This window comes from candidate division KSB1 bacterium (assembly GCA_034506335.1).
In the GTDB taxonomy this organism is placed as follows: domain Bacteria; phylum Zhuqueibacterota; class Zhuqueibacteria; order JANLFK01; family Oleimicrobiaceae; genus Oleimicrobium.
The window spans coordinates 1-22,360 of record JAPDPR010000032.1; the positions used below are offsets into that span (position 1 = coordinate 1).

Below are 22,360 nucleotides of genomic sequence, written 5' to 3' on the forward strand. Positions count from 1 at the left end.
CCTCTCCTTCCAGCCGGATGCCACCTCGCTCCTGCACGGGCTGGATACGGCGCCGTCCGCGATTGAATAGGTTCACCTGGAATCCCATCAACGCCAGGTGCCCGGCCATCGCCAGCCCCCCGTGACCCGCACCCAGGACGCAAAACCTCAACTCCTTCGGGTCTTTTGCGAGCATGGCCTTCAGGTACGCCCGCCTCTTCGCGTCCAGGTCGGCGCTGTTTCGGTTCATGGTCATGCCCTCCTGTATGCCGGGCCCTCTAGCTCTCAGGCTATCGCCTGGAGCGCAGGGATGAGACCCCGCGAGTTTCGCATCCCCTGCACCGAGCAAAGGTCCTCCCTGCTCGGCACCCCCTGACCCGAGGGACTCTACGGCTGCTCCCGCTCCATCATCTGCATCCACTCCTTCATGCTCGGCCCTTTGACCTTTACCTTTTTGGGATCGAAGAGGTCATCGGCCAAGCCCGTGTTGACCTTGACCGAGGTCACCCTGGTCGTGCTGGAGAGTTTGCCACCCACAAACACATCCGTGCGGTAGGGGATCTCGAAATCTCTGTGGACGGTGTGAAAGTCAGAGCAGAGGATGCTCATCCGCTCTGCAGTTGCCCCGGCTGTGCCTTCAGCCTTGACCAAAAGAAAGGTCTGCTTGTCGATCCACAGCTTGGAGAATGGCGAGCCCTGTTTCGACTTCCCCTCCACCACGTGGCAGGTCCGACCGTTGACCTTCTCTTCGCCTACCACCCTGACCTCCGTGGTCATGCGATCCCACCATTCCCAGTTGCTGCGGTATTTTTCACCCTCCTCCTGGGGTAGCTTCTGGGTGCCCATCATCGGGGAGACGAGCCAGTAGTACGTGCCGTCCCCGATGACCACGGTTTGCATGCTCCTCATGTTGGCGGGCGCCCCGGGCCCAAGGTCTGTCTGCACATCGGCCCTAGTCTTGTCCCCCTTGAGGTAGACGGTCATCTGCGAGCTCATCTTGCCGCGGTCGGTGACGTTTTCCATCACCTGCTGCATGGTCATGTCGCGCACCTCCGCCCTGAACTTTGCATGGCGGGCCTGGGCCTCCTTTACCAACCCCGCATAGTCGATGGCTAAAGCTGTACCAGTCAGCGCTCCGCACACAAGCAGAGCGATGCCCATGACTCCTCGGTGCCTTTTCATTGCTTTCTCCTCGTTAGGTGAGAAACCTTAGGCGGGAAAGGCCACCCCTTCTTTGCTTGGCCCAGCTACAAGTACGTGTGCCAATATAGGCCTCCGTGAAGAAAAAATCAAGCTGTTTCTCCCACGAAGCAACAAAGGGGGTTCTCAGCGAAAGAGCAGAGCCGGAGGCATGGCAAGGACTGGCGGGGGGATTGCCCCTGGCAAGGCCGCGCCAAACATTGGGCCACCTGGCAGGGTACCTTCTTGGAGGATGCCCCGCCGACCGGTCGTCGGCTCATGCCGGCGGCGGCCTACGCTGTTACTGAGACGCACCGGCCCTGGACAGGGAGAAGACGCTCGCAAGTTTGGGCCGACACACGTCGGAAGGCATCAGTGAAGGCGTGGACACACAGCACAGGGAGCCGGCAGACCCTTGCGTGCAGAATACGTGAGCAAATGGACTCCCAACGCGCGAGCGGCGCAGGGAACAATTGGAACGCACTCGGCTTCGAGCCCTCCGTCGTAGCGCATCAGAAATTAAGGTCGGCGCGGTATGGGGAAGGCGGTGCCGATTAGTCCTACCGATCAAGACGTACCGCGGTTGCTAACCACAGCGATGGCTTTCTTGGTGCGCAGGCCCCGATTGCGGACTGCCTCCTGGACCACTCTCTCCAGCCGGCCCCGCACCTCGGCCAGTACCAGTTCTTCTCCGTCGATGGCCACGACAAGAAGGGCCTGCAGGCGCTCCTTGCGCATCCGGGCAAAGACAACGGTCGCCTCTCCTTTGTCACAGACTTTGACGATGGGCTCGTACCCCCGCTTGGCCAAACGACGCACCAATGCAGCTGGGGTTCGCCCGGCGTCTGTCACTTCGCCACGCAGGCGATATACGCCCACTTGCACGGCATGGATGTCGAGCAGGAGACCGGCCGCCTCGTCCTCGCCTGAGGCCAGCCTCGCCGCTGTCCCGCCGAGCCACAGCAATCCAGGCCCCAGGCCAATCTGAAACTCCGTGACTACCTCCCGGGTGCCGATGGATTGGACCACAAGATCGCGCACCCGACAAAAGTTGCCGTCCACGCCCGCACAGCCGAAGATGAAAGTGCAGGCGAAGGCAAGCAGAAGACACGTCGCTCTTCTCATCGCACGCACCGCCTACTTGGCTTTGCGGCCAGACTGGACCTCTTCCAGGACTGGGATGTCGAACTTTTTCCCCAGCTTACCGATGGCCTCCATGTCAATTTCGCCCACGATGTTGACGAATGCAGCCTCGCCCCCGGGTTCAACTGCCATCACCAGCAGGCCCAGTATCTTTTCGCCTTGCATCTTCATGTACACATGGGCCGTCTCCCCTCGCCGGTCCTTGGCACGAACCACTTTTTCCCATTGCTTTCTGGCCAGTTCTTGCTCAATCTTGGCAATCTGTGGCCGTAGGGCCAGAGCGGTGGCACTGTCGGTGCCAAAGGTGTTCACCCGCACCAAGAGGAGTTTGGACAACATTCTGGCCAATCCCTCCTCTTCATCTCCAGCGGCTTTGGCAACCAGCCGCAGGAGCGGGCCGCGAATGTACACCTCCACCAGTTCCTCCCCCTCAGTCGGGATAGGGAGCTGGGAAAAATCCACGTAGCCGGGATGCTTCTTGAGCTCTTCATCCTCCTGAGCCACCAGCGGGGCACCAGCGCTGGCCATGAGTGCCAGCACAGCCCCAAGCACCATTGCACTCCTCATGATCAAATTCCCTCCTGTGTCAAGGCCCCGAAGGCGGCAGCTACGCCGCGTTTCAGTGGCTTCACCACTTGCCTGGGCAGTACCTCTTCCTCTAACGTGCGTTCGCTTAGGCGCAGCGCATGATGAACATAGGCGAAGGCCAATTCCACGTCGCGGCGCGCCTGGAGTACCTCTTCTTCGCTGTAGGATGTGCCCTCATAGGGTTGTCGCTGCCACGGCTGCCGCCAGAGCAGAATCAGCATTGCCACTGCCACAGTCGCCCCCACCATGGCCAGACGCCAGCCGAAACGCGGTCTGACCGCCGCGTGCCACCTGCGCACGACCTGCGGAGTGCATCGTGCCTGCACCCGCGCAATCACCTCCTCAGGACAGGAGAGCACGGGAAGGGTACGCAACTTGGCGTGGAGCTGGCGGTGCCCATCCAACTCCGCACGACAGCGGGGACAGGTGCGCACATGAGCTTCCACCTGGCGGCGCTCCCTTCGCGAAAGTTCACCATCCAGATAGGCATCCAACAAGGCCCCCGGATGTGCACGATCGTGCTTCTTTCCCATCAATCCACCTCTTCGAGCAGATGCCCAAGCGCAGCGCGCAACAGTTTGCGTCCTCGATGAATGTACACCTTTACCGAGTTGAGCGGTAGATCCAATGCGGAGCTTATCTCCTCGTAGGTCATGTCCTGAAGCTCGCGCATGATTATGACGCTCCGCAAGCGCACGGGCAGACGTTGAATCGCCTGAAGCAGATGACGCCGCAGCTCGCTTTCCTCAGCATTCACCTGAGGGTCGTCCTCGGCCACGAGCGGCAATCCCTTTTCGCACCCGTCGCTCGCTTCCGGCGTCCGTACCACCTGCTGCGCCTTGTGCCGCCGCAAGGTATCGATGCACAGATTGTGAGTAACCCGCATGAGCCAGGCCTTCACAGTAGGCTTCCGGATCGCATCCAAATTTTGCCACGCGCGGAGCAAGACCTCCTGCGTCACATCCTCGGCGTCCGGACGGTTTCCGAGGAAGTAGTATGCCTGGCTGTAGATGCGATCCTTGTGCGCCAGCACCGCGGTTGTGAAGTGCGCATGTCTCATCGGGTCTCACTGCTAAAGACGCAGGAGCGTGGAAAATGTTACAGGAGGTCTATAGCCCCAGGAACTTGATGGCGAGTCCGGAAAGCGCGATAATCCCGCCTGCGAGGGCATGAGAATACCGCTCCAGGCCCCCCGTTCTAATCATGAACAAGCCGCGCGCAAGGAGAGCTACAATCACAAGCATCGTGAGTACCGTCACCGTGCCAAACACAGCAGTGACCCCAAGGACTGCCCCCCAGTGGTGCGTGGCTGCCGGGTACATCAAAAGGGGGATGAGCGGTTCGCAGGGCCCAAGTACAAAGATGATGAACAGGACCCACGGGGTCACCTGACCCTTGTCCTCGTGCACGTGACCGTGGCTCCCCGAATGGGTGTGGGGATGAGTGTGAATGCTCCCGTTCTCGTGCACGTGGGGATGGACGTGCGGTTTACCCAGCATCGCTCTGCGCAATCCCCACACGCCGTACGCAAGGCCAAATCCGATGAGCAACCAGGAGGCGACCTCACCGCGCACGCCTTCCACGCCCTCGAGTCGGCCCACGGCGATCCCTGCCACCACCCCGATGGCCCCGATGAGCACCGAACTGAGCACATGTCCGATGCCACAGCCGAGCGTCACAAGAAGCGTCCTGCTCATGCTCCACTGCCGCGCACGCGCCAACACCACAAAGGGCAAGTAATGGTCGGGTCCTATCACGGTGTGCACAAAGCCAATCGACGCCGCAGACCCTATCAACACCACCCATGTCCCGTACTCCATCGGCCCTCTCCTTATGCCTGTAGCCGGTCTGGCTTCCAGCTGGTGGTGCGAAACCACAATCCTGGTTCGCCTTCTACGGCAACTTCTTCCACGCTCCTGCGTCTCAGCAACTCTGCCAGGGCCTGTTGGATCTCCTGGTCCCCCCAAGAAAAAAGCTGCGCGATTTTTCGGGGAGAAGATACCAGCACCGTGGCAAAGTACTTGTCAAGGATAGCCACTCTGGCCTCGTGGGGCGAAATGCTCGCGGCCAGTTCCACCTCCGGCGCGAACCTGCGCACCACAAGGTCCCATACGAAGGTGAAGGGCTCGTCCAGCTCTGCCACTTTTACCACCAGAAGCTGCATCTGCAGCTCCGCCATGGTGCGGTCAAAAGCGTACCTGTCTTCCGGTCGCGCCAGGCCGGACGCGCATTTGAGCTCGCGGGTAATCTGCGGTGCCCGTTTGCTCAACGCGTCCATGATCCGCCTGGCCGCCGGGCTGAGCACACCGCGACGGTACAGCGCAAGGTATTCCTCCTGGTCACCTTGTCTGCCTTGTGCGCGGTAGAACTGGGGGAAAAACTGCAGCGAGATCATGGTGGGGCGAGAGCGCAGGGCCTTTCCGTAGTAGATTTTCCGCTCCGCCGCTAGCACGTCTTTGGCCTCCCACACCAACCCTATCGACCAGTCGTGCTGGATGTGCTCTGGCAGGCGGGGGTTTCGTTCGCCGCGCACGGCGTGCCACAAGCAGGGAAGCTCAGAGTGCCTGGCGGCAAAGGCAAAGCAGAAACCCACGCTGTTCACAAAATCGAGCGCTTCGGGGATGGAGCTGACGCGCAATTCGTTGCGCCGCCGATAGATGAGGTCGCGCCGCGCCTCAACCTCCTCCCAGCTGACGCGCGCCAGGGTCCCAGGGTGCGCTGGAGGAGACTGAGGTATCTTGCGGCCCATACCCAGTGCACAAGCAACGCTCAGAACTGCGATTCGGAGGTGTGCAGAGGCGGCATCGCGCGCAGAATCCGTAGCACCTCCTCCACGTGTCCCTGGACCGCCACCACGGGAAACACGGCGCGCACATTGCCCTGTTCGTCGATCACGAATGTGGCGCGGTACGCCCGACCGTCCTTGTCCAACGCCCCGTATGCCCGGCACACCGTACCAGCGGTATCGCTCAGCAGGCGAAAATTGAGGTTTAGCTCCTGGCAGAACCGTTGGTGAGACTCCTGGTTATCCACACTGACACCCAACACGACGGCGCCTAACGAGTCGATAGTGGCCAGGCGGTCGCGAAAGGAGGCCGCTTCCAGGCTACAGCCGGGTGTCCTGTCCTTGGGGTAGAAGTACAGGACCACGCGCCGCCCCCGCAGCGCTTCCAGGTTTACTACAGACCCGTCGTTGGCAGGCAGGGCAAAGTGCGGTGCTGGTGCGCCCACCCTGGGCATGTGGATCGCCCGCCGCTCCACTTCCGTCTGGCCGCAGGCAAGAATCAGAAAACAGAATCCCAGCCACCACCTTCTCACGTTGACCTCCAGAGGGTATTGCGTTTTCACGTCGCAGCCGAGCCCGGTTCTGTCTGCACTGGCACCCGCATCCGGGCGTGCCCCACCTCACATGGGACGCGTCGGTCCAAGCGTATCTCCCTCTTACTCACCCTGGCACGATACGCCAGGCACTCCACCCCATGCGCTACCGCGCGGCGGAGAGTCGCGGCATACCAAGGGTCTATGTGGGCCGCAGGCCGAAACAGGTGCGCGTCCTGGCGTTGCACCACGAAAAAGACCACCGCTCGGTGCCCCTGGTCGTGAGCCCGCATGAGCTCCTCCAGGTGTTTCGCGCCGCGGTTTGTCACCGCGTCAGGAAAGTAAGCCACCCCTTCTTCGACCAGGGTGACGTTCTTCACCTCCACGAAGCAGAGTTCATCACCGCGCGCAAGCAAAAGGTCCAGGCGGGTGTTATCGCCGAAAGGGACCTCTTGCCTGAACAGGGAGTAGCCGGCCAGCTCAGGCACCAGCCCCTGGAGCACCCCCTCTGCCGCCAGCCTATTCGCGAACCACGTGTTTATGCCCACCCATATCCGCCCGACTCTTACCAGTTCCCAGGTGTAACGGCAGCGTCTCTTCGGGTTGTGTGCGAGCGACAGAAGCACCACACTCCCGGGTGCGCTACAGCCTCGCATACTGCCGCTGTTGGGGCAGTGCGCGGTGACTACCCTGCCGTCTTCGAGAAGCACGTCGGCCAAGAACCTTTGGTAGCGGCGGATCAGCCTCCCTTCCACAAGCGGCCTCGGCAGGACCATGGCAGGATGTTACAACCCCTCGCTGGTATTGAATCGGCAGATCTCATCGATGGCCTTGCGCGTCTTTGGTTTCAGCGTCGCTTGTGCGGGGTAACCCATGGCGATGAGGCTCACCACGCGGTAGCGCCGCGGCAGGCCAAGCGCCTTGCGCGCACCACGCGCACTGAACCATCCTATCCAACACGTGCCCAGTCCCAATTCGTGCGCCTGCAAGACCAAGTGCTCGCCGGCTATGCCCATGTCCAGGAGGTAGTAGTGGGTCCCTTGCAGGCGCGCCCCCAGCCGATTGGCGATGAGGTCTGGCCTGGCCAGTAGCGCGATCAGCACCGGCGCACGCGCCGCCCACCGCGTAGCCGAATAGATTCCGCTGAATGCACTGCGCGCCAGCCTGTCTTTCAGCTCCGCATCGTCGACCACGATAAAGCGCCATGGCTGCACGTGCTCGGCCGAGGGTGCCCAGCGCGCTGCTTCGATGCAGGCGAGGATCTTTTCCCTCTCCACCGGCCGGTCGACGAACTTCCTAATGCTCCGACGCGTCCGCACCAATTCGAGAAACGATTCCATAGGAGGTCAAAACAGACTCAGTTGGTCCTGACCCGCGCGTTCGTCCTCGCCGAAAATGCTGATCTTGCCGAACTCGCCGTCATGCCCAGGAACAATATGCAGCTTGCCCTGCCTCACGCGCATGATCCCGGTGGCGATGCGCTCAGGCACAAAACTGCGCACCTGCGCTTCATCTAGGTCTAGAAGCAGGCGGAATTCGCTGCCTGCTTCGCTCACCAGGCGCAGGTACTCGTTCTGGACACCCACCGTTTCCACCCCTTGACCAAGCGCCTCGGCAATGATCTCCTGCAGAGGGATCAGGTGCACTGCGGGTATGGCATTCTCAGGCACAAATCCTGGCGCACGATCGGCCAACTCATGCACGCGATGCATGACCCCGATGGTGAGCTGGCGGCCGCACACCGGACACAGGCCGCCGTGCTGTCTGGTTTCCTCCGGCGAAAAGACAATCCCGCAGCGGCGATGGCCGTCAAAGTGGTACTTGCCTTCCTCTGGGAAAAACTCGATTGTCATGAGAAAGCGCGAGCGGTCCTTGCTCTCGATAACACGCTTCAGCTCGTAATAGTCCAGATCGCAGTCGAACACATTTGCCTCTCGGCCAATGCGCGATGGGGAATGGGCATCAGAGTTGGAGATGAGCGTGATGTGGTCCAGTGTGGACAGGCGCCAATTCATGGCCGGATCGGAGGACAGTCCCGTTTCGATGGCTTTGATGTGGGGCGTCATGTCCTGAAAGCACTCCTCCAGGGAGTCAAATCCAGAATTGGCGCCGAACACGGAGAACCAGGGCGTCCAAGCGTGGGCAGGGATGACCATGCAGTCGGGACAGGCCTCCAGCACCACGCGCGTCAAGTCGCGCGCTGACAGGGCGAACGTGGGGCGACCGTCCGCGTCCAACCTGCCGCGCACCTGGAGCGCCCTGACCACCGCCTCGGCCGCACCCAGGCTCGGCGCATAGACCAGTAGGTGGACCTTGCGCGTCTTGCCGTCCTGCGCGTACACCGCAGAGAGCTCGGCGCTGAGCATAAACCGCACGCTGCCGTCGCCGTCCTTAGGCACAAGCAGGCCGTGGCCATCCTCCTGCAAGGTAGCAAGGATTTCTTGTCGGTGCTTGGGGTGGGTAAAGTCGCCGGTGCCCATCAGGGCGATCCCTTTGCGCCGAGCCCACTTTGCGACCTCAGGAATGCCCATATCCTGGCTGGTGGCAATGCTATAGCGCGAATGGATGTGCAGATCCGCAATGAAGCGTGGCATCCCTACCCACCTCGTGTCACTTTTGGCACATGTCCGCTGCCACAAGACCGGGTACTGGTCTGTTTCTAGGCCGCAGACGCGCTAAACTCCCCAGGAGGTTCCGTCGCTGACTCCTCCATCTTCACCGCGTGCGCGCACCGTCGTCCAAAGTCCAGCAATTCCTGAACGCTCTCCCGCAGCTTTTCGCTGAACAGGCGCAGGGTCTCTTTCTCATGGCCCAGGATATAGTCCCTGATAAAGTGCGGGGTACCCACGCGGAAGAACAATTTTCTGCCCGGCACGTAGAGGTGTTCCGTGCCCCGCAGGGCCGTGGGCAGGATGGGGATGTCTTCCATCCCCTCGCTATGCAAGTCATAGACAATCTTAGCCAGACCGTGCTTGAAACGCCGCAGTCGCTCCGGTCGCGATGTGCCCCCTTCCGGAAAGATGCACAGCAGGTTCCCTTGCCGCAGCACCTCTTTTGCCAGATCGAAAAATGACTTGTCGTTGACCCCCCGCTTGACCGGGATAGTCCCGCAGTAGGGCACGCGGGTCACCATCACGTGCGCGGCCCAATCACTGAGCTTCCTAATAAGCCCGTGCGCCCAAGCAAATGAGAGGTGCTCGTGGATGTACCTCTCCACCATCTCGCGGCATACCTCTATGTCAAACAGCTCTGCAGTGCCCACAAAGGACACCCGGCGCGGCACTACACCGCCGATAAAGAATATGTCCTTCCAATTGATGTGGTTGGCCGCCAGCACTGCTGCTCCTTGGCGGGGGATATGCTGAAGCCCTGATACGCACACCCTCTGCGTGCGCACCCACCATTCGGAGCGCTTTTTCCAGAGATCGTACAGCTTTTCATTCAGAAGCACGCGATTCATAGATTCGCGCATCCCTAGTCCACTCAAGTCTCACTCCTGACTGACCCTTGCTCACAGGGTCGGCAATCGTGCAGTTCATTACATCATTTGCGACACGGTGACAAACACATAGTTTCTGGCGCGCAAGCCGTCGATGATGAGCGGCACTGCCTTGTGCACCTGGTCCTCCTTTCGCTCGGTGCCCAGGTGCATGAGGATGATGGCGCCTGCGGCCCCACTAAGGTCGCTGTGCCCAAAGTGCACAATACGCTCCACGATCTCTTCCGCAGTCTGGTAGGCCGGCGAGTCTTTGTCGGCCACCCAGTCCAAGGTGTCCATGGTCTCATTGCCGTTGCGGCCCATGGTCCACCCCACCTGGCGATAGCCAATTTCGGCTGCCCAACTGCGGATTTCGGCGTTATGTTCGCCGAAGGGCGCTCGCCACAGCTTGGCCATCTCTTTGCCCGTGACCTTGCGGAACAGGTCGGCCGTCCGGAGCAGCTCGTGCTGCAGCATCTCTCTGGTCACCCCAGGCCTGGTTGTGTGACGCCCGTTTTCCGCGTAAGTGGTGAGATGCGGGTGGGACCAGGTGTGGTTGCCGATCTCATGTCCATCTGCCACCATCTGCCGGACCAGCTCGGGGTAGCGGCGGATAAAGGCCCCGGTGAGGAACATGGTGCAGCGCACACCCTTGCTGCGCAGCGCCGCGAGCACCTCCGCTGCTGCATTGTCGGAGGAGCCACCGTCAAACGTTAATGCTACAAGCGGCCTGTCCGTTGGGCCTCGGTCAAAAGAGCGCACAAGATAGTTGATCGTGGGCAGTCCGTAGAGGAACTCGATGGTTTGCAGGATCTGGACCGAGCCATCTGCAGAGGTGGCGCGCACCACGAAGCGGTTCTGGCCCCGCCGCGCCTGTACGCCCGAGAAGCAAAATGTGCCGTCGCTAGCCATGGTCACGGCGAGCAGGTTCCCGTCTGACCACAAGCTTATGATCTGATTGGGCCCTGCCTCTCCCGTGATATCAAAGGTGCTGCTTGTGACCATAGCCCCAGGGCCGCTCACGCGCAGGGCGCTGGTGTCGGGTGCGTGAGCGAGAGCAGGCCATCCATAGGTCTGCAAACGCTCCTCCAGGCGCTGTCCCGTGCGCACCACCCGCAGCAAAGCCAAGGCAGCCAGCACCAGGGCTGCCGCAACGAGCACGTTAAAGATGGACTGAAATCGTGGTCGCCAACGGAGGTGCCGCGCTTTGGTCGCCGCCCGACTAGCCCCCCGCGGAGCTTCTCTGAGCAGGAATCGGCTGAGGCAGGCAACACTGCAAAACACGTGGTGGAAAGCAGGCCTTTGGCACTCCGGGCAGATGGGCGCGCCACAGACAAAACAGTGCCGCTTGGCAAGCCGGTCAGGGTGATTCTTGCAGTACTCTTCGCGTTCGCTCAGCATCGCCCTCTGCTCCTCATCGCTTAGCCAATATTACCACAAAAGCCACAAAAAGTCAAGGCAAAAAGCAACACCTTTGCAAAAACGAGCCCTTCAGGTGGCGACCATGCCACCAGGGTGCCAACTTTCCCCTTGCTCATTTCAGCAACCTTTGCTACTTTGCAGTGGTGATAGTCTTTTCCCATCGATGGCCGGCAAGGCTGAGGAGGTCAGGTGAAGAACTTGGTGTACGGCCGCAATCCGGTTCGCGAGGTGCTGCGCAGTGGGCGAGCCGTCCGGCGCTTGTGGCTCTCCACGACGCTTGCTGCCCCGGTGGCCGAAGAGTTTCTCGCCCTGGCAGGTGCAGCCAATACGCCAACAGAGCGCCTCTCGCCTGATGAGCTGACGAGGTTGGCTGGGACTGCGAAACACCAGGGGCTTGTGGCAGAGGTGGAACCTTTCGCCTACGCGAGCACTGAGGGTATCCTCCACCTGGCAGAGCAACGGCGCGAGCCAGCTCTGGTGGTAGTGTTGGACGGGGTCGAGGACCCTCACAACCTCGGCGCCATCATCCGTTCAGCCGAGGCGGCCGGGGCCCATGGGGTCATCATTCCCCGCGACCGCGCGGTGGCAGTCACCCCGGTGGTGGAGAAGACGGCCGCCGGCGCCGCCTCCTACCTGCCGATCGCGCGCGTCACCAACATCGCCCGGACCATGGAGGAACTGAAGAAACACGGCATCTGGCTGTTCGGAGCAAGCGCAGAAGCACCACAGGAATACACTCGGGCAGACCTGACCGGCCCCACCGGCTTGGTCCTGGGGAGCGAGGGCAAAGGCTTGCGGCGCCTGACCCAGGAGAAATGCGACTTCCTTGTCCGCATCCCTATGCACGGAAAGGTGAATTCGTTGAACGTTTCGGTCGCCGCGGGGATCCTTCTGTTCGAGGCCCGCAGACAGCGCCTGGCACGAGGCGATAGGTAGAGGGCTACTTTGCCCTTCGCATCACCTTGCGCAGGGCTGCGGCAAGGAGCGGGACCTCGTCATCTCGTACCGTGCGCATGTCCAAGTAGAGTTCTTCGCCCTGGACGTAGCCGATCACTGGGAGGGGCAACCTGCGCAGGCGGGCGGCCAGCTCATGAGCAGCAAGGTCCTGGCATCTAACCACCACCGCGCGACTCGGGATTTGCTCAAGCGGGAGTGCCCCGCTTCCGGCCTGAGCATTGCTCGGGGCCACACGCACGTGGCACCTGCGCTCACAGGAGGCAGCCACCAGGTCAACTACCCTCCGGGCCCGTTGCTCTACGACTTCCACAGGAGTGGAGAGCATGCGTAACGTCGGATTTGCCGCAAGCAGCCTGTCCCGGTCTAAGAAGAGCTTGAGGGTGGCTTCCAAGGCGCCTATCGTCAACTTGTCGCACCGCACCGCCCGCATGAGAGGATTGGTCTTGATGGCCTCCACATAGGCCCTGCGCCCCACAATGACACCCGCCTGAGGCCCGCCCAGCACCTTATCGCCGCTAAAGGTCACCACATCCACACCTGCCTGGACACTCTCTTGGACCAGGGGCTCATAAGGAAGCCCGATGCTGCGCAGATCCACGAGCACCCCACCGCCAAGGTCGTGCAGGACAGGAACATGGTGCGCATGCGCCATGTCCACCACCTCGCGCAGCGCCGGTTCTGCCGTGAAGCCCAACACCCGATAGTTTGAAGTGTGAACTACCACCACCACCCCGGTTCTTTCCGAAATGGCCCGCTCATAATCGCTGAGTTTGGTCTTGTTTGTGGTGCCCACTTCCACCATAATGGTGCCGCTCTTTTCCATCACTTCGGGCATACGGAAGGAGCCGCCGATCTCCACGAGCTGGCCACGCGAGATGATTGCCTCTTTGCCATAGGCCATGGTGTTAAGGGCGACGAGCACGGCAGCTGCATTGTTGTTGACCACGCACGCCGCCTCTGCGCCACTCAGGCGCCGCAAGAGTCTTTCCACGTGCAGCTGACGGTCGCCGCGCTTGCCGGTCTCCAGGTCCAGTTCCAGGTTGCAGTAATGCTCGGTGGCGGTGAGAATGCTCTTGCGCGCCTCCGCGGCCAGGGGGGCTCTCCCCAGCCCGGTATGCAAGACTATTCCGGTAGCGTTAATGACCCGCCCCAGCGAAGGTCGAAACAGCTTCACCATTCGCCTCTGCGTTTCCTGGAGCACATAGGTGACCGCAGCCTCCCTCGAACGTACGCCGGCACGGCCACCTCCCAAGGCCTCTCGGCGCAGCTCATCCAGCACGCTCACGACCTCCTCCTTGATGAGCCAGCGGGGGTAGCGCGCACAGAGTTTATCGCCTCTTGGCGAGGATAGCACCGCGTCCACCGAGGGCAAGAAACTCAGCACCGCAGCAGGTTCCACCTCTTTGAGCTTTTTCGCGGTCATCCTGGCCGCCCTTGCGTGATACTTCTCACCCAGATCGCAGTTGTGCCAGCCTCAATTTGTGAAAACCAAAGGGGATTTTCAAGCCTTTTTTCGCCCCTTTGGGGCCCTGGTGGCACTTTGTGCACCTTTCAGGCTCCGCAATAGGACAAGCAGGCCTACGCCCAATAAGACAAGGGGTAGCACCAGGCCATGCACCTCAGGTGTGCCCAGGATGAGAACCAGCACTGCCACGCCAAGGAGCGAAAGGGCGGGGTATTGTGCCCACGCGAGCTTGCGCTGTTCGTTGCGCAAGATATAGAGAAGACCAAATGTTATGCTGAGCCCTGCAAAGAAGATCACTGCTTGGTAGTGCCCCGGGACCAGGTCAAGACGCCCGACCACTCCGGTGAGCCCGATGGTCAGCAGGATGCCACCGGGAAGGAGCCACCACCACTGCGCCGGATGCCTCAAGAAAACGACGACAAAGGCGAGCCCTGCGCCCAACAGACTTAGCTCCCACATGACCCTCCACTGCTCGTAGCCGGTCCATGGGAGCAGCCGTTCGACGGCCATCAAGCCCAACCAGCAGGCGAGCAGGAGCGCCCACCAGCGCCTGTGCTCACGAGCATACACGATGGCAAGGGCCACCGCAGAGACGCCAAGCATGATTGTCCACACTGTTCCCCCACTCAGCTGAAACAGTTCAAGTTTGCTCGCAAGCAGCAGGGCTCCGAGCACAATCATTAGGCAGCCGATGACCAAGGAAACATCTCGATCCTTGTGCATTCTCCCTCCCTCCTCTCTGTTTTCCCTCGCCCGTTCGCAAAAACCATTGAGCGAGGGGAATGAGCAGCATGGTGGCCGCCGGTGACTACACCTGACTTAACGGCTTCGCGAAGGAAATGTTTCAGCCAAGCTGGAAGTGTGCTGAAGAAAATGTGGCAGGTTCTCAGAAGCGGTAACGGAGCTCGAAGGTGAAGACCGATGTGCGGGAGTCATAGGCGCTGGCCTTGACATCCAGGTCTGCGTCATAGTTTGCCAGCACATTGAGCTCCCAATGCAAGGACCACGGCCAGGTCACGAAGCACATGAAGGAGGAAGCCCGCCGGTCGGAATAGATCGAGAGGCCGGACACGTCGCGGGTGGGCGACTCGGGGTAAATTACCTTGCCCAGGGTGGCGCTGGCCGAAAGCAGGAATCCTCTGGGGCCGCTGTACTCCACTGCAACGGAGGGACCGAAGGAGAGGTACTGATCGATCAGCGAAAACTGGTCTTGTTCGATCCCTTCCGAGGCCCGCGGTGTCCGACGTTGAAGTCGATAGCCTACCTCCAAAAATCCAAAACCCGCCACCGGCAACCGGAGAGCTGGCGACACTTCGTAGAGCCGATAGTCCGGAGTGGACGCGGCTGGAAACCTATAGTCACGCGCTGCGAGGTAGCCGTGGAGGACGAGCGCAATCCAACGACCGAAATCATGGCGCCACTCGGCGCGCAGTTCTGCCTCCACGTAAGGGTTGTTGTACAAACTGTCCGCGAATGGGGTAGTGAAGTGCCGGTGCCGCACGAGACCATCGACAAGCAGGCCCTGGAAAAAGAGACGGCCGCGGAGCGCGTGGTCACGGTAATCACGACTCGCCAGGTGGGGGTAGCGCCAGCGGCCGAACTCGTATTCCAACGATAGGCGCGTGCTTGGCACTACCAAGGCAGTGACCTCGCTTCTCAAACGATGGGCCACGTAGCTGGCATAAAAGCGGTCTTCTCCGGCGTAGCTTTGGAGCGAACCGGTATACCCCACCAGGGCAACGAGTGTAGGAGCAAGGGCATAGCCCAATTCGCAGCGCAGATTGGCGCGCCCGAAATCGGGTGGTTGCGCCTCCCGATACGCCATCCCCTCGATCTCGTTCTGAAGCATCACGTAGTGTCCATCTCCAAAGCGCACGCGATGGCCCAGAAAAAGGCGGCCTCCCTGGTAGTCCCGGCTGCTGCGCAGTTCCAAAGTTCCATCAGTCAGCCTGGTCCGAGCCGACCCCCGCTCAAAGCCCAGCCGCAGACCAATAACAGGGTTGCCATCTCGTTCCGCGAGGGTAGTGTCCTGCAGCTCCCCGGGCACGGCAAAGCGCTGGTGCCACCCTTCCACGCCCACAAACAGCTCTGGATACCAGCGTGTCCCTATGGATCTTGGAGATGCAGCGGCTTGGCTGATGGGGGGAGAGGAGCTTTGTGTTGTTCCAGACAAGTACTCCGCAACCACACCGAGCAGCGCTTCTGCACCGGCCCATTCTTGCCTCGCGGCAAGCTGCAATGCCTCATTGACTAGAGCAGCCACCTCCGGGTCAATGCCAGTCGTGTCGCCGTGCGCAAAGAACTCTGGAACAAGTCGCTGCACACGGAGGAAGGCCAGTTCGTAAAGCGTTCGGGCAAGGATGACGGCCTCAGCCTGATCCGGCGCGCGGGTCGACTCTTGAGCCGGCAGGTTTTCCGCAAAGAAAAAGCACGCCAGGAGGAGCACGCTCACCACAATCCTCCTGGCCGCACGTCGAGCGCTGTAAGAGAAGATCTTGGCCACGGCGCCGTCTGAGCTAACGGGTCTGCTCTTTGTCTGTTACCGACGCGCCCAATGTCCTTCCACCCACCGCCAGCCGCGTGGTGTCTCGCGCCAGTAGCCCGGTACCCACACTTTTCCTTTCGATGCTTTCCGCCAGTGACCAGGAGTCCACACCCAAGTACCGTGCCACTCCCAATGGCCCGGAATCCAGGTCGCTCCGGCAAAGGGTGGAGGACCGGCTACTTCGACGCGCACCACCGGTGGGGCACTTCGCACGTACACTGCCCTTGAAGCACAACCAACACTCAAGCCCATTGCTATACACATTCCCACAATACAAAGTGCCCGCCTCATCCAGTTCCTCCTTTGACAGGACTATGCTGAGCCTCATTCGCGGCCAAGGCCGACTCGAAAAGGATCGTGCGATCCTCCCACGAGAGAGGAGGGGATCGGGCCGGATCCCGACCCCCTCCTGGGAGGAGCACAGCGTCAACCTATTGGGCCAGCAGCATCTTAGTCACGAATAGATGGCGCTGACCGGATGGCGTCTGTGCTTCGAGCCTGCACAAGTACACACCGCTTGCTAGCGACACCCCCCTTTGGTCCCTGCCGTCCCAGGTCACCGCGTGTCTGCCAGCTTCAAGCACACCTTGGAACGCCGTGTGCACTGGCTGCCCCAGCACATTGTAGATGATGATGCTTACTTCGGCTGCCTCTGGCAGCTCGAATCGCACCTCGGTGCTGGGATTGAACGGATTGGGGAAAGCACCTACGAGGGCAAAACTCTGTGGCAACGCGGCCTCGGCACCAGCAGGGCCGTCCTGGTTAGCCAACAAAAGATTCAAGTTCTCGCAAGAGCGCTCCTCGCTGCTCAGCGTGAGAGTAACCGCAGGACCCCCGGAATGCTGGCCGACCCGCTGCGCGCACACTTCATACTGGCCAGGCGGCAACTCCTCCAGCAGGTAGTTCCCATCCTCGCTGCACAAGACAGTGGCGACGAGTTCACCTGCCTGGTGCACAAGCACCAGCGCTCCCGAGGACGGCAAGTCGCCCTTGTCCATCACTCTGCCGGCCAGAGTAAACGGCCCGCGAGCCTGGGGAGTGAGCGCAAAGTCGATGCCGGTGACCTGCTCGCCCGCTCCTATCGTCACGGGTGTAGCGAGCCACCAGGAATGGGTATCTTCATAGAACTCGACCAGATAGCCGCTCTTGAAGGCCCACACAAGGTAGCGTCCGGGCTGTAGTCCGCGGAGAACGTAGAGCCCCGTGCTGTCGGTGAGGTCATGATGGACTTGGCCAGACGTCACCGGCGCGGCGTAGACGCGTACTCCGCGCAGAGGCTGGCCGGTCCGCTCATCCGTAACCCTGCCTGCAATGGCCCCACCCTCAAGGAAGCGGGAGGGAAGCGAAAAATCAATACCGGTGGTCGCTTCTGGCGCATTGACGACCACAGGGGTTGCCTCCGCGCGGCGCGAGACCCCGTCAAAATAGACGGGAAGATAGTTCCTCGCCGAGGCGTGCACAAAGTAGCTTCCACTCGGCAGGCCAGTGACCGCATAGGCTCCGTCTTCGCCTGTAAAGGTCACTCGCATAAACGGACCGGTCGCACCGGTCACCTCCACGCGCGCGCCTGCTATAGGCTGTCCAGTACTCTTGCTGCGCACCGTGCCGGTGATGCTGCCACCGCCCGAAAGCGTGAAATCAATGCCTGCACTCGTGTCGCCACCGGCGACCGCCACCAGGGACGCATCTCGCACGCTGGACGCTTCGCAGTACCATTCAGCAAGATAGCCTTCTGCCACAGCTCGAACAAAGTAGTTGCCTGGCTGTAGCCCACTGATCAGATACATGCCATGCTCATCGGTCCGCACTGGCGAAGGCTCAGCCCCCGGGCCTTCCCGGTAGGCGGTCACCACCGCCCCTGCGATGGGAGCACCGCTCCCTTGGTCGGTCACCAGGCCGCTAATAGCACCGAGCCGACTCAGGTGGAAGTCTATTCCATAAGTGTGCTGCTCGCTGACCACGAGAACCGGGGTCGCCAAGCGGCGCTCTGTCACGCCCTCGAACCACTGCGCCGCGTAGTCCTGGGCTCTCGCTTCCACGTAGTAGGTGCCCGGACTAACCCCCAGGGTATAGCACCCGCTGCTATCGGTCAGGACTCTTGCCTCCGATGTGCCGCGGCCAGATGTCCCAGCTGCGTGCGCACAGACGTGGGCCAGGGCAATAGGGGCACCAGTGACCGCATCAAGCACACGGCCAGTGATGGCGCTGCTAGTCTGTAAATAAAAGTCCACGCCTGTCGTCGTCTCGGTCTCCGTTACCTCTACCAGCGTAGCCTGGCGCATCGTAGGCGCATCGGTGTAGAACTCGCCCCGATAGCCGACCGCGGTTGCCTCCACCACATAGGAGCCTCCCGCCAAGCCGGCGATGACATACTCACCGTGCTGATCAGCCACTGCGTGATAACGCACGTGCGGCAGAAGGGGGAGGTACGCCTGCACGTGGGCGCCGGGCAAAGGAGTGCTGTCCAGTTCCGCTGCGACCAAGCCGCTTATCGCGCCGCCCCGGCTTAGCGCGAAGTTGACAGCAGTTACTGTGTCGTCTTGGGCCACACTGATTGGAGTCGCTTCTGGCAGAGACCGCGCGTTGTCAAAGTATTCTGGCACGAACCCCCGCGCTTCCGCGCGGACCACATACAATCCTGGCGCGGGCACGGCCACCTCGTAATCCCCTTCCTCCGTGGTGGTGTCCTGAGCGCACCATGGCAAAGCCCCCAGCCCCTGCACCGTCACCACGGCCCCAGGCACGGGGGAACTATCCGCTTCGTTTACCACCCTTCCTGCGATGACCGCATTCATGTGCGGACGGACCATCACACGCGCCACCCCCCGCAGCAGCTTTCGCTCTACCGCAACCTGGGCGACGACCTGTCCCACCGCTGGCAGGTTTCCCGCAGTGAAAAGGCCTTCGGGCGTAATGGTACCCAGCGCCGGGGGCATGACCTCCCAGCGCACACTCTCGGCTGGTACCGTCCGCCCTTCCCTGGTCTGAATCACCGCGCGAAACTGCTGCGTCTGCCCAGGCATGAGCTCGACAACGCCCGGCTCTACCACCAAACGCATCGCCGCTTCGCTTCCCCGCGCGGGGCCGACGACAACATCTGCGCTTCCCCTCACCACCAAGCTGCCGCTTCGCGCACTGACAAGCGCCCGCCCGATCCCCTCCTGCTGGCCGGCTACGAAGTAACCGTCGCCCGTGATCGCCCCGAGAGTGGCCGGTTCCACCGACCACGTGTAGGTCGCACCGCGCACCGGCCTGCCGAGGTTGTCAAAAAGCTGGGCTTCGAACTGCTGCCCCTGGCCAGGCTGGAGCACTGCCTGTTGCGGCCTGACCACTACCTGCTGCGCCAGTACGGAGCCGGCTAGCAACAGGAGGGAAGCCGTAAGTATCCACCAGCATAGGCCTCTGTTCCTGTGCATAAGTTGATCCTCCATGATTAGACTCCCCTTCGCAAGGCACCGGAACGTGCCCACGCACAACTATCTCCTTCCGTACACCATCCCCCACTGCACCGAATTATACGGCGCTGCGTCGTCGTAGATGGTGCCGTTGTCGATGGCGTCGATCAGCAAATGCCGCAACCCCTGGTCGTGTTTCGCCACCCAGCAGCCGCTGAACACCCCGTCACCGGCGACCTGATCGGGGTACGCCCCTTGATCGTTAAGGACATGCCGCGCCCGGTGCAGACCTCGGTCCACGCCGAAATGGACGAGCACCGTCGTGCCGGGAGGCGGTGGAAAGCTATTGCTATTGGTAAGGGACACGTACACCTTCACCGTGTCGCCCGCCGAGAACAGGGGCAATCCTATATGGCGAGGTAGCCAATAGCTCAGCGGGTCTGCAATCACCAGCGGCTCCTGCCCTGGAGGTTCAATCCACACACGGGCAATGTCGATGGTAGTGGGCACAGACTGGGACTGGCTCATGCTCACCTGGACAATCCGCCAGTTACGAAGGGGGTTGTCGGTGTACGCCACTCGACGCAGCTTTGCCTTCCGCACCACCGTGGTCTCAATGGGTTTCTCGTAGACTTTGTACGCCTGAGGAGGAGTGTTTTCGCTATCTTTGGCCACGACGACAAACGTACCAGTGAACGTCTTCGTCACCGTGGCGATGGCCAGGGTGTCGAGTTCCCCCGGCGCAGCCTCGAACTCAATGTCCACTGACACGAGAGAGAACTTGCCTCGCCGGCCATACCTCACGGGTTCAATGTAGTCGCCTGCCTTTGGGGTAGCGCCAACCTCATAGCTTGGCGGTTGAGCTCCTCCGTCGTCCAGGCCCATCTCGTGGAACACCTCCACGTCGCCCAGCACGATGGTGCGAATCGCTTCTTCCTCAGCAGACCGATCCACAACATGCGCGGGGTTTTTGTCACAACTCATGATGGTGGCCATGGCCAGCACGGTCACAGCCCCAACTTGCAACAGCCTCGCTTTCTTCATCATCATGCGTCCTCCTTAGCCAATGTGAGTTGAAACCACCACACGAGTTACGGCTCATTATCCAAGGTGATGTCTCCACGCTGTGGTGCGAAAAGCCTTACTCAATCGGTTGTCGCGCTTTGCTCAGCAGGTCTAGGGCGGTTTCAGCAATGCTGCGTGATACACCCGGTTGCTGGCGTTCCAACGCGTGTGCCGCAGCCGCGCGCAGGGTCCGGGCCTGCTCGATGAGCGCGCGCCTGTCGTCGCTCACGCCTCCTGCCGCCTGGACCTCCTCCAAGGCACGATCCAGTTCTTCGATTCGCTGCGCAGCCATCGTCGGTACGGTGCCCGCCTGAAGGCCGTTGAGGCCGGGCGTCAGAAGCCGCGTACCGGCCAGGACCCACATCAGCGCCAGCCGATATCGCCCCTGTTCCAGAGCCATTTCTGCCAGGTGCTGCAAGCGTTCTGCCTGGGTCACAAGCTCATCTGTTCCTGGCTGTCCAGCTCGCATCTCCCGCACCTGGCGGATGTCTTCCTGCAGGCGAGCTACCTCCTCCTCGGCGCGCAGGGCAAGGGTTTCGCCCTGCAGGGAGCTCCGGCGCATAAGGCGAAAAGCGATCCCCTCCGCCAGCTCCGCATTTTGCAAAGCCAGCGCGAACGCCCCTGCGCCCAAGTTTCTTCTTGCCCGGGCAAGCAAATCAGCCCCACGTTGGAGAAGAAGGCGCGTCTCGGGCCCTTGGGAGTCCGCGGCCTGTCTGGAGACCTCCGCCATCAACTCACCGACACGCTCCACTTCTTCCTCCGCCCTTTCGCGCATCGAGGGAGTTTCCCCGTCGGCCAGACTAATGGAGCGCAGGAGGAGGCGAATGCTCTGGTGATAAAGCTCCCAGGCCAATACCGTCTGCCCCCGTTGTAGCGCCCGCACCGCGAGCATGCCATGGCGTCTGGCTTGTTCCAAGGACCGTCTTGCCACGGGATCGTCGCTGCGGGCCACCCGCTCTTCGGCCACCGCCAGCAAGGACTGGTACTGCTCCCGGGCCTCCTCGAGGCGCTCGCTGCCGGCCCTGACTGTGCCTTGGGCCAACTCCATCGCCCGCTTGCCGAGGTAGATGGCCACGCGGTAGTACTCTGCGGCAGCCTGATAGCGCTGTTGCCGCTGGGCCTCGATGGCGCGCCTCTGCTGGCGACGTGCCTGAGCCAGGAGTCGTTCCGCCTCCGAGTTTCCGCTGCCTGGAACCACCTGCTCTGCCTGGCGAAGAAGGTCCTCCAGGCGCTCCCCCAGCTGTTGCACTGGGCTACGCAGGAGGCGCGCCGTCAACTGGTCAAGAAGGCGACGCGCTGCCGCGATGTAGGTGCTGGCTTGCCCATGCCTCCCCGCCCTCATCTCTGAAGCTGCGCGTTCCCGCATCTGCTTGGCCTGCTCCAACATGCCCCGCAACGTGGGGTCATCGTTACCCGCAAGCAGTTCCTCTGCGGTCCGCAATTGCCGATCCAGCTGATCAAGCGCCGCCTGGGTGCCGCGCTGGCCCTGGGCCCATACCTCCGCCGCCAGCAGCAGCACCGTCACCACAAGCAGACCTCTAAATCTCGGGTAGTGCGTAGTATTCATAGTCCTGAGACCTCCCTCCGTCCGCCCGTCTGTTTGCAAGGGCCGTGCCACTTCGCCCAGCCGATGCGCTTTTCGAAAAAACAAGAAAATACAAGGTGAGCGGCCGGTCCCCAGCAGCCTTGGCGTATCCGATATGTACCTCCAAGTACACCCGCGTGTACCTCACGGGCCACCTGCCCGCCGTTTTTCTCTCGCCAGTGGTCGGGGAACCAGAAATTCTCTTTCCCCGTTGCATGAGTAGGCTTGATTAGGCCGGTGC

22 protein-coding genes are annotated in these 22,360 nt (G+C 61.5%); 1 reads left to right on the forward strand and 21 read right to left on the reverse strand.

Annotation, left to right across the window (positions count from 1 at the left end; all coding sequences use genetic code 11):
- The 14 genes from ONB25_10010 to ONB25_10075 all read right to left on the reverse strand — a co-directional run.
- Window positions 1-229 (reverse strand): NAD(P)-binding domain-containing protein (locus tag ONB25_10010; protein MDZ7393212.1); only part of this gene is annotated, 229 nt, incomplete at its 3' end.
- A gap of 137 nt (window positions 230-366) precedes the next feature.
- Window positions 367-1,161 (reverse strand): outer membrane lipoprotein-sorting protein, encoded by a 795-nt coding sequence (locus ONB25_10015; protein ID MDZ7393213.1) that lies wholly within the window; start codon window positions 1,159-1,161, stop codon window positions 367-369.
- A 564-nt stretch (window positions 1,162-1,725) separates the two neighbouring features.
- Window positions 1,726-2,283: a DUF4252 domain-containing protein gene (locus ONB25_10020; GenBank protein ID MDZ7393214.1), complete on the reverse strand. Its 558-nt coding sequence runs from the start codon at window positions 2,281-2,283 to the stop codon at window positions 1,726-1,728.
- A gap of 12 nt (window positions 2,284-2,295) precedes the next feature.
- Entirely contained in the window at window positions 2,296-2,868 is a 573-nt protein-coding gene (locus tag ONB25_10025; protein MDZ7393215.1) for a DUF4252 domain-containing protein, read from the reverse strand.
- 2 nt (window positions 2,869-2,870) lie between these two features.
- Complete coding sequence (locus ONB25_10030; GenBank protein MDZ7393216.1) at window positions 2,871-3,422, reverse strand: zf-HC2 domain-containing protein; 552 nt, start codon at window positions 3,420-3,422, stop codon at window positions 2,871-2,873.
- Window positions 3,422-3,949 carry an RNA polymerase sigma factor gene (locus ONB25_10035; protein MDZ7393217.1) on the reverse strand — a complete coding sequence of 176 codons (528 nt, stop codon included), beginning with the start codon at window positions 3,947-3,949 and terminating at the stop codon, window positions 3,422-3,424. The genes ONB25_10030 and ONB25_10035 overlap by 1 nt, the downstream gene beginning before the upstream one ends.
- 49 nt (window positions 3,950-3,998) lie before the next feature.
- Window positions 3,999-4,709, reverse strand: coding sequence for a sulfite exporter TauE/SafE family protein (locus ONB25_10040; protein MDZ7393218.1), 711 nt, complete (start codon window positions 4,707-4,709; stop codon window positions 3,999-4,001).
- An 11-nt stretch (window positions 4,710-4,720) separates the two neighbouring features.
- Window positions 4,721-5,638 (reverse strand): hypothetical protein, encoded by a 918-nt coding sequence (locus tag ONB25_10045; protein MDZ7393219.1) that lies wholly within the window; start codon window positions 5,636-5,638, stop codon window positions 4,721-4,723.
- Between the two features lie 20 nt (window positions 5,639-5,658).
- Entirely contained in the window at window positions 5,659-6,207 is a 549-nt protein-coding gene (locus tag ONB25_10050; GenBank protein MDZ7393220.1) for a peroxiredoxin, read from the reverse strand.
- A 26-nt stretch (window positions 6,208-6,233) separates the two neighbouring features.
- The gene (gene sfsA, locus ONB25_10055; GenBank protein MDZ7393221.1) at window positions 6,234-6,983 is read right to left on the reverse strand and encodes a DNA/RNA nuclease SfsA; all 750 of its coding nucleotides are present in this window, start codon (window positions 6,981-6,983) and stop codon (window positions 6,234-6,236) included.
- Between the two features lie 9 nt (window positions 6,984-6,992).
- On the reverse strand, window positions 6,993-7,547 hold the full coding sequence (locus tag ONB25_10060; GenBank protein ID MDZ7393222.1) for a nitroreductase family protein: 555 nt from the start codon (window positions 7,545-7,547) through the stop codon (window positions 6,993-6,995).
- Between the two features lie 6 nt (window positions 7,548-7,553).
- Entirely contained in the window at window positions 7,554-8,801 is a 1,248-nt protein-coding gene (locus ONB25_10065) for an endonuclease Q family protein (protein ID MDZ7393223.1), read from the reverse strand.
- A gap of 65 nt (window positions 8,802-8,866) precedes the next feature.
- Window positions 8,867-9,667, reverse strand: a complete 801-nt coding sequence (locus tag ONB25_10070) for a 1-acyl-sn-glycerol-3-phosphate acyltransferase (GenBank protein ID MDZ7393224.1) — start codon at window positions 9,665-9,667, stop codon at window positions 8,867-8,869.
- A gap of 78 nt (window positions 9,668-9,745) precedes the next feature.
- Complete coding sequence (locus ONB25_10075; protein MDZ7393225.1) at window positions 9,746-11,086, reverse strand: polysaccharide deacetylase family protein; 1,341 nt, start codon at window positions 11,084-11,086, stop codon at window positions 9,746-9,748.
- 210 nt (window positions 11,087-11,296) lie between these two features.
- Between ONB25_10075 and rlmB the strand changes: the two genes are divergently transcribed.
- The gene (gene rlmB / locus ONB25_10080; protein MDZ7393226.1) at window positions 11,297-12,043 is read left to right on the forward strand and encodes a 23S rRNA (guanosine(2251)-2'-O)-methyltransferase RlmB; all 747 of its coding nucleotides are present in this window, start codon (window positions 11,297-11,299) and stop codon (window positions 12,041-12,043) included.
- Window positions 12,044-12,047: 4 nt separating this feature from the next.
- Here the strand turns inward: rlmB and selA are convergent, their stop codons facing one another.
- The 7 genes from selA to ONB25_10115 form a co-directional block, all read right to left on the reverse strand.
- Window positions 12,048-13,487 (reverse strand): L-seryl-tRNA(Sec) selenium transferase, encoded by a 1,440-nt coding sequence (gene selA / locus ONB25_10085; protein ID MDZ7393227.1) that lies wholly within the window; start codon window positions 13,485-13,487, stop codon window positions 12,048-12,050.
- A 78-nt stretch (window positions 13,488-13,565) separates the two neighbouring features.
- Entirely contained in the window at window positions 13,566-14,252 is a 687-nt protein-coding gene (locus ONB25_10090) for a hypothetical protein (GenBank protein MDZ7393228.1), read from the reverse strand.
- A 163-nt stretch (window positions 14,253-14,415) separates the two neighbouring features.
- Window positions 14,416-15,981 (reverse strand): hypothetical protein, encoded by a 1,566-nt coding sequence (locus ONB25_10095; protein ID MDZ7393229.1) that lies wholly within the window; start codon window positions 15,979-15,981, stop codon window positions 14,416-14,418.
- An 87-nt stretch (window positions 15,982-16,068) separates the two neighbouring features.
- Window positions 16,069-16,326: a hypothetical protein gene (locus ONB25_10100; protein MDZ7393230.1), complete on the reverse strand. Its 258-nt coding sequence runs from the start codon at window positions 16,324-16,326 to the stop codon at window positions 16,069-16,071.
- A 179-nt stretch (window positions 16,327-16,505) separates the two neighbouring features.
- Window positions 16,506-19,490 (reverse strand): carboxypeptidase regulatory-like domain-containing protein, encoded by a 2,985-nt coding sequence (locus tag ONB25_10105; GenBank protein ID MDZ7393231.1) that lies wholly within the window; start codon window positions 19,488-19,490, stop codon window positions 16,506-16,508.
- A gap of 60 nt (window positions 19,491-19,550) precedes the next feature.
- Window positions 19,551-20,519, reverse strand: coding sequence for a hypothetical protein (locus ONB25_10110; protein ID MDZ7393232.1), 969 nt, complete (start codon window positions 20,517-20,519; stop codon window positions 19,551-19,553).
- 91 nt (window positions 20,520-20,610) lie between these two features.
- A complete protein-coding gene (locus ONB25_10115) occupies window positions 20,611-22,101 on the reverse strand; it encodes a hypothetical protein (GenBank protein MDZ7393233.1) in 1,491 nt (496 codons plus the stop codon).
- Window positions 22,102-22,360: the final 259 nt, after the last annotated feature.

Bases quoted from the DNA above. Each gene is read 5' to 3' on its own strand.
- ONB25_10015 (MDZ7393213.1), bottom strand. From the start codon at position 1,161: ATGAAAAGGCACCGAGGAGTCATGGGCATCGCTCTGCTTGTGTGCGGA.
- ONB25_10020 (MDZ7393214.1), bottom strand. From the start codon at position 2,283: ATGAGAAGAGCGACGTGTCTTCTGCTTGCCTTCGCCTGCACTTTCATC.
- ONB25_10025 (MDZ7393215.1), bottom strand. From the start codon at position 2,868: ATGAGGAGTGCAATGGTGCTTGGGGCTGTGCTGGCACTCATGGCCAGC.
- ONB25_10030 (MDZ7393216.1), bottom strand. From the start codon at position 3,422: ATGGGAAAGAAGCACGATCGTGCACATCCGGGGGCCTTGTTGGATGCC.
- ONB25_10035 (MDZ7393217.1), bottom strand. From the start codon at position 3,949: ATGAGACATGCGCACTTCACAACCGCGGTGCTGGCGCACAAGGATCGC.
- ONB25_10040 (MDZ7393218.1), bottom strand. From the start codon at position 4,709: ATGGAGTACGGGACATGGGTGGTGTTGATAGGGTCTGCGGCGTCGATT.
- ONB25_10045 (MDZ7393219.1), bottom strand. From the start codon at position 5,638: ATGGGCCGCAAGATACCTCAGTCTCCTCCAGCGCACCCTGGGACCCTG.
- sfsA (MDZ7393221.1), bottom strand. From the start codon at position 6,983: ATGGTCCTGCCGAGGCCGCTTGTGGAAGGGAGGCTGATCCGCCGCTAC.
- ONB25_10060 (MDZ7393222.1), bottom strand. From the start codon at position 7,547: ATGGAATCGTTTCTCGAATTGGTGCGGACGCGTCGGAGCATTAGGAAG.
- ONB25_10065 (MDZ7393223.1), bottom strand. From the start codon at position 8,801: ATGCCACGCTTCATTGCGGATCTGCACATCCATTCGCGCTATAGCATT.
- ONB25_10070 (MDZ7393224.1), bottom strand. From the start codon at position 9,667: ATGAATCGCGTGCTTCTGAATGAAAAGCTGTACGATCTCTGGAAAAAG.
- ONB25_10075 (MDZ7393225.1), bottom strand. From the start codon at position 11,086: ATGCTGAGCGAACGCGAAGAGTACTGCAAGAATCACCCTGACCGGCTT.
- selA (MDZ7393227.1), bottom strand. From the start codon at position 13,487: ATGACCGCGAAAAAGCTCAAAGAGGTGGAACCTGCTGCGGTGCTGAGT.
- ONB25_10090 (MDZ7393228.1), bottom strand. From the start codon at position 14,252: ATGCACAAGGATCGAGATGTTTCCTTGGTCATCGGCTGCCTAATGATT.
- ONB25_10100 (MDZ7393230.1), bottom strand. From the start codon at position 16,326: ATGGGCTTGAGTGTTGGTTGTGCTTCAAGGGCAGTGTACGTGCGAAGT.
- ONB25_10105 (MDZ7393231.1), bottom strand. From the start codon at position 19,490: ATGCACAGGAACAGAGGCCTATGCTGGTGGATACTTACGGCTTCCCTC.
- ONB25_10110 (MDZ7393232.1), bottom strand. From the start codon at position 20,519: ATGATGATGAAGAAAGCGAGGCTGTTGCAAGTTGGGGCTGTGACCGTG.
- ONB25_10115 (MDZ7393233.1), bottom strand. From the start codon at position 22,101: ATGAATACTACGCACTACCCGAGATTTAGAGGTCTGCTTGTGGTGACG.